The sequence below is a fragment of the Gemmatimonadota bacterium genome, assembly GCA_040882465.1.
Taxonomy (GTDB): Bacteria; Gemmatimonadota; Gemmatimonadetes; order Longimicrobiales; family Gaopeijiaceae; genus JBBEBG01.
This window is the reverse complement of the sequence record JBBEBG010000019.1, coordinates 21,065-27,064: the sequence shown is the minus strand read 5'-3', so window position 1 is coordinate 27,064 and position 6,000 is coordinate 21,065. Positions and strand designations below refer to the sequence as shown.

General features: G+C 61.6%; 6 protein-coding genes. 5 read left to right on the top strand and 1 reads right to left on the bottom strand.

Annotated features, from left to right (window positions below; translation table 11 throughout):
• Positions 1–207: 207 nt before the first annotated feature.
• The 5 genes from WEG36_06020 to WEG36_06000 all read left to right on the top strand — a co-directional run bounded on the left by WEG36_06020 (position 208) and on the right by WEG36_06000 (position 4,979).
• The gene (locus tag WEG36_06020) at positions 208–825 is read left to right on the top strand and encodes a hypothetical protein (protein MEX1257157.1); all 618 of its coding nucleotides are present in this window, start codon (positions 208–210) and stop codon (positions 823–825) included.
• A 784-nt stretch (positions 826–1,609) separates the two neighbouring features.
• Entirely contained in the window at positions 1,610–2,248 is a 639-nt protein-coding gene (locus WEG36_06015; GenBank protein ID MEX1257156.1) for a dihydrofolate reductase family protein, read from the top strand.
• Complete coding sequence (locus tag WEG36_06010) at positions 2,208–2,918, top strand: GNAT family N-acetyltransferase (GenBank protein ID MEX1257155.1); 711 nt, start codon at positions 2,208–2,210, stop codon at positions 2,916–2,918. The genes WEG36_06015 and WEG36_06010 overlap by 41 nt, the downstream gene beginning before the upstream one ends.
• A gap of 19 nt (positions 2,919–2,937) precedes the next feature.
• Positions 2,938–4,122: a hypothetical protein gene (locus WEG36_06005; protein ID MEX1257154.1), complete on the top strand. Its 1,185-nt coding sequence runs from the start codon at positions 2,938–2,940 to the stop codon at positions 4,120–4,122.
• A gap of 56 nt (positions 4,123–4,178) precedes the next feature.
• The gene (locus WEG36_06000) at positions 4,179–4,979 is read left to right on the top strand and encodes a class I SAM-dependent methyltransferase (GenBank protein ID MEX1257153.1); all 801 of its coding nucleotides are present in this window, start codon (positions 4,179–4,181) and stop codon (positions 4,977–4,979) included.
• 65 nt (positions 4,980–5,044) lie between these two features.
• Here the strand turns inward: WEG36_06000 and WEG36_05995 are convergent, their stop codons facing one another.
• On the bottom strand, positions 5,045–5,971 hold the full coding sequence (locus WEG36_05995) for a YHYH protein (protein MEX1257152.1): 927 nt from the start codon (positions 5,969–5,971) through the stop codon (positions 5,045–5,047).
• Positions 5,972–6,000 lie beyond the last annotated feature (29 nt).

The following is a 6,000-nucleotide window of genomic DNA, read 5'->3' as shown; positions in this document are numbered from 1 at the left end:
TACGCCATCCGTCCTCGGCCTCGTACGTAAATGTTATTTACTGACGATGCCTAACCCCTTGTGCTGGTTGTGTCCCGCCACCTCGCGGGCTGGTTGAGCTATATTTCACAAGGCTGTGGTGCCGACCGTCCTCATCTCCCGTAGGTCACGACGGAGGACCTTGCCATTCCAAGACCCAACAAGACCAAACATTCGAGGAAAGCAGACATGATGACGCGTAAGCCGGAGCTCATCGAAACCGCGCGGACATTGGCCTCATTGGCTCTCCAAAGGCTCCACCAAGACGGAACCCTCCGAGTGCGTCAAGGCGAGCAGCTGCGAAGGGCTCTGGCCACGGCAGCGACTGCTCTCCGCTGGGACTCGATCCCGGGCAGTAAAGACGATCGTGTTGCGGCAGCCACCAAGGACGTGGCTGAGCTGGCCGACGCAGGCGCGCAGTTGCTGGAGCGTGACCTCGTCGATCAGTTGACCGGGAAGAAAGGGGAAGTGCTGCAGATCAAGAAGGTTGCCAAGTCCGTTCACAAGTTGGCCGCCAACTCGGCCGTGTCCTACCCGACCGAGGTCGAGTACTCACACACAATGCGAAGCGGGCAGAGGGGCCTGGTCACGAAGACCGAGACACTCACCCTGAACGACGCCGCTGAGGCCCTGAACGCTGCTGCGACGCTTGAGAAGCGGCTGGTGGGCCTCGAGAAACTCCGGGACGAGATGATTAAGGAACTGAAGGATAGGCAGCGCCAGGTTAAGGAGATGAGGCAAGGCCTTCCCGGCTTCGTCAGATCGTCCAACGGGATATTGGCGGAGTTGCTCACTTCGTCTTACTAGGGACAAGAATCGGGCCCGAATGCGAGCGAGTGACCTCGCTGGAAATGCCCCCGATCTGATGTTGAGTGCAGGATTCAAGTCATGAAGTCGGTGGGACGCCCAGCCATCTCAGGATTTGGGGGGTAACCGACCATGATCTTACGGAAGCCAACGATCAATGATCCGCTGGTCGTTCTTATAGCCTGCCTGGCCTGGACAAACCCGTTGGCGGGTCAGGGCCTTCGGGACGTTGACCTCTCAGTACTTCGGGATATGGATCAGGCCAATTGGTCACTTCAGCCGCCTGATCTCTCCGCCGCTGCCGAACCGAGCTTTTCGAACCTGGCTCGGTCTGAGGCATCACCGAATTGGTCTACTCATTCGGTGCTTGCTCAGGCTTCCGCGCCTTCCCTTAGGCGCCACCTTCTTTTGGGTGCAGGACTCGGTCTCGCGGCGGGGTTCCTCTTGGGATGGCCCTTGGACGGCAGCCAAGATTCCGTGGCGTCTGCCGGTAGCTTTTGGAACTACGCCTCCGACTATTATTACAGAATCAACGGGAGCATTATCGGGGCACTGGTCGGTGGGAGTGTCGGAGGTTTCGTCTTCCTACTCCGAGACTGAACCCCTTGGCTTCGATGCTGCGAGTCGGGTTCGAGCGTGGACGCGGCTCTGACTTCAGATAACAAACGGGCGTGTCGGCTCCGGCGCTAAACCGCCTCCTCTGTACTCCTCGGCAACGTTGGAACGTTACGCGGATCCGTAGAATCCTGGTTAGGCCGGCATCCGAACATGCGAGAGGAGAATCATGAGCAAAGTATTCGTCAACATTGGACTTAGCCTCGATGGCTACATGGCACCGGAAGGAATGACCATGGAGAATTGGGACAAGCCTGAGTACAAGAACTGGGGCGCTAAGTGGGGTGCGCTGATGGCCTGGGCCCTCAATCAACAGTACATCCGCGAGAACCTCAAGCTCGGACCAGGGGGAGAGACCGGCCCGGTCAATGACCTGCTTCGCAGCACCACGGAGCGCATCGGTGCCAACATGATGGGCAAGCGAATGTTCGACCAAGGCGAGCGCGCCTGGCCAGAGGAGGCTCCGTTTCACACACCGGTATACGTTCTTGCCCATGAGAAACGCGAACCCTGGGTGCGCCCCGGTGGGACGACCTTTTACTTCATCGATGACGGGCCGGAGCGTGCCCTAGAGCTGGCTCGGGAATCCGCAGGCAGTCGTGATATTCGTATCGCGGGTGGAGCGGATGTGATCCAGCAGTACCTGAATCCGGGTGTCGTCGACGAACTGGAAATCGCCTTGGCACCCGTGTTGTTCGGCGGCGGGCGGCGTCTCTTCGAGAACCTACGCGAGCCCGGGCCGCAGTTTCGCATTGGCAAGGTTCTTGATGGTCCAGCCGCCACACACTTGCGCTATGTGCGTCAGTGAGGGCGGCCTAACAACCGGTTGCGGCGGACGGTACGTTGCGCGGCCCGCCGCTGAACCGGAGCGTTGGGCATCGCTCCGGCCGATTGGGGAGTGTATGGGACGGAACCATCATTCCGGCATGGACCACTCCGGGCTAGACGTCTCTGTGCGAGTGGCCGAACCGCAGGAAGTCGAGCAGGTTTGCTCGGTTCTACTCGAGGCGGCCAGGTGGCTCGAAGGGAGCGGACTGGCCATGTGGGAGCCCGATGAGCTAGATCCCGCCCTTCTCGCTCCCGCGGTTCACTCGGGACTCTTTGTTTTCGGGCTCGTTGATGACGAAGTTGCCGGAACGCTTAAGTTTCAACTTGTGGATCCTGAGTTTTGGCCTGAAGTCACGGGGCATGACAGCGCGTTCGTGCACCGCCTGGCCGTTCGACGGCAATTCGCGGGGAAAGGCGTTTCTTCAGCCCTGCTCGCATGGGCTCGAGACCGGGCTCGAGATTTAGGACTAGCCTATCTCCGCTTGGACTGTGACGCGCGACGGCCGAGGCTACGGTCATTCTATGAGACTCATGGGTTCAGGTATCACAGCGAGATTCGGTGGCGCTCATTCGACGTAGCACGCTATGAGCTGAATCTTGGTCAGGCCGGTGTTTCTGTGAGTGAAACACCGCCTTTGGCATCCTCGTGACCCGGGGAGCGCGAGTGAGATGAGCCGGAGATTCGCGACAGTGTCCGGAGTGGTTCTGACTCTTCTGGTGGCATGCGGTGGGGAGCAGAACGATCAGGAGGCGGGAATCGAGGAGCTGAACCTCGTCCAGGAGTGGGTGATCGACGGGCATGCCAACAACCTCGTGTCCGTATTCTGGATGGCCGCGGCCGAAGATGGCCGGCTCTTCGTGGCCCAGTCGTTGGAGGCGAAGCTGTTGGTCGTCAGTGACGAGGGTCAGGTCATCGGATCCTTCGGGCGGAGTGGAGAGGGACCAGGGGAGTTCCTGAACCTCGTCTACGGAGGACTCCGGTCGGACACGCTCTGGGTGTATGACGGACGTCAGCGCCGCGTGACCTTTATCTCGCCGGAGCTGAACTTCCTGCGGACCGCGCCGGGGGTGACGGGGCCGATCTTCCTGAGGAGCGCGGAACATGCGGTCGAGTTTGAAGGGGTCTCTTTTCAGGCGATGACGGCGGACGGTGCGATCTACGCAAGTCTGACCCTCCGCACCGCGCAACCGGGGTTCCCGCTGGAGCCGACCTTGAACCGGCGAGGCATCGTTGAGTCGGATGGAACGGTGCGCCGTCTGATCGCGACGTATGACGGGGGTCCGAGTAACTACCGAATCGAGATGCCGAACGTCATCGCGGGTGGCCGCTTTCCTTTCCCTATCCTTCCCTTCATGGAAATCAGCAGCGATGGGAGCCACTATGGTCAGGTGCTGACCTCCGTGGAGGGCCCGGACGCGGGCACCTTCCAGGTCATCTCCTTGGATGCCGAAGGCGACACCGTGTATTCGCGTCGGGTTCCGTTCGACATCGTGGAGCTCCCCTCCGTGGTGGCCGATAGCGTGATCGATGCCGCCGTCACTACCATGGAATCCAGAATCTCGGGAATGGGAGAGCCGTATCGCGACCTGGCCTGGGTGCCTCCCATGTACCCTCCGGTCGAGGATCTCGTGGTCGGCACGGATGGTTCCATTTGGATCCGGTTACGCCCGCGGGACGAGGGGACGTCGCGGTACCTGGTCCTGCGTCCGGACGGTGCCCCCCATGGCGAGGCGACGCTCCCGGGCGACGTGCGGCTCATGACCGCGAGTATTCGAGAGGCCTGGGGCGTCATCGTGGATGAGCTCGACGTCGAGAGTGTGGTGAAGTACTCCGTCGCGCAGGGGACTCGCTAGCCGATCGCAGCTCCACTCTCTTGTGACTGCGCCGGGTAACCCACCGAAGGCGAACCATGGCCCTCCCTCCAGACTCCCAGCGGCGGTTTTCGGGTCGCGTCGAGGACTACGTCCGGTTCCGGCCGCGGTATCCAGGCAAACTCGTGCCGATACTTCGAGAAGAGATCGGTCTCGACTCGCATTGGACGGTGGCCGACGTGGGATCGGGGACGGGTTTCTCCGCCGAGCCGTTCCTCGACAATGGGAATCCCGTATTCGCGATTGAACCGAATGCCGATATGCGGCGCGCCGCAGTGGCATGGCTGGGAGCTCGCAAGGGGTTTCGAAGCGTCGCGGGAAGCGCCGAAGCGACAGGGCTCGACGACGCATCCGTGGACCTGGCGGTGGCCGGGCAGGCATTCCATTGGTTCGACCGGGTCGAAGCCCGAATGGAATTTCTTCGCATTCTCCGCCCGCCGAAGTGGGTGGCGCTCTTCTGGAACACCCGGCTTCTTTCGGGAAGCCCGTTCGATGAGGGGTACGAGTCTCTCCTCACGCGGTTCGGAACGGACTACGGCGCCGTACGCCACGACCGAATGGATCGCGCCATGCTGGCGCCATTTTTTGGTGGCCGCTTCACGCGACGCACGATCCCGTGCGAACAGCGCTTCGACTACGAAGGGCTAGAGGGAAGGCTCCGTTCGTCGTCGTACACACCGCCGCCGAATCACCCGAACTACTCCCCCATGATCAGGGCGCTTCGAGAGCTCTTCGATGACCATCAGGTCAATGGCATGGTGCTGATGCCCTATGAAACGGAGATCTACGCGGGACAACTAGGACGAGCGTTCGGCAACGTGTGGCCGACGGAACTGTAAAATCGTGCCCGATCTGACGCGACCGGGGGGGGACGAACGGCTCGGCCCCGAACCCGCTCGTCCGGCTAAGGAAGGGGTGTAGTCCGCGCGGGAGCCCGATCCCGCAACGGCGCGAGCCCGTCCCGGACGTCCTCGAGGGTGCTTTCGAGGAGCTGACCGCGGAAGCAACCGAGGACATACGGATACTCCCGTGTGAGATGGTAAGCGTATTCGTACGTTCGACCCTCGACGGCTATGGTCGTGGCACGGCCGTGGCAGGCATCGAAATCGGCATTCGTCAGTAGAGTGCCATCCGCATCCCTCATTCCGAGGATCGGGAAGCCATCGAGCGACCATCCGATGAGTTGGTCCGTATCCGCCCCCGGCATGCACGGCGATCCGTTGTGATAGTGGTATTGGGAATTGGCCTGGGGATGCCCGTTGCAGAGGTCCTGGATCTCGTGTGCGGCGGCGTCCAGTCCCGCGTCGTCGAGGGCGTTGTACAACGCGACTCCCGTGATCGTGAATCCGATCATGCCCATGGGAAGACAGCCCGGCTCCGGGGCGAACACTGGAACGGCGGGGATCGTGAAGCGAAGATCCTGGGCGGCGATGCGGTTGGGATTGGTGTCGTATTGATAGACCGAATCGCTTGGCGCGATCGGGAAGATTCCCGTGGGCTGTTCCACCGGTAGCCCGTTACCCTCGAAGACGAGGTGGGCCGGCGTCCGCGTTAGAATGAAGGCCGCGGAGGGCCAGTATACGCTCCCGGCGACATGCGGTTTTTCGGCGGGATTCCAGGTTTCGCCGTGAAACCAGGGACCGTCATGGCGGGCACCCCCCATCCGAAAGTTGAAGCGGCAAGCGAAGACGTTTCCGGACGCCGGTTGGTCCGTCACGCGGCCGTCGCCGACGGGGAGCTCCTGAGCCCTGGCGGTTCCAGGAGCCCACATAGCGAAAAGCGCCACCCAGAGGACTCCAAGGGTCCCGGAGAGATGTGGCCGAGTGGTCATCGGATGTCTATCGTCGAGTGAGGGAGGCG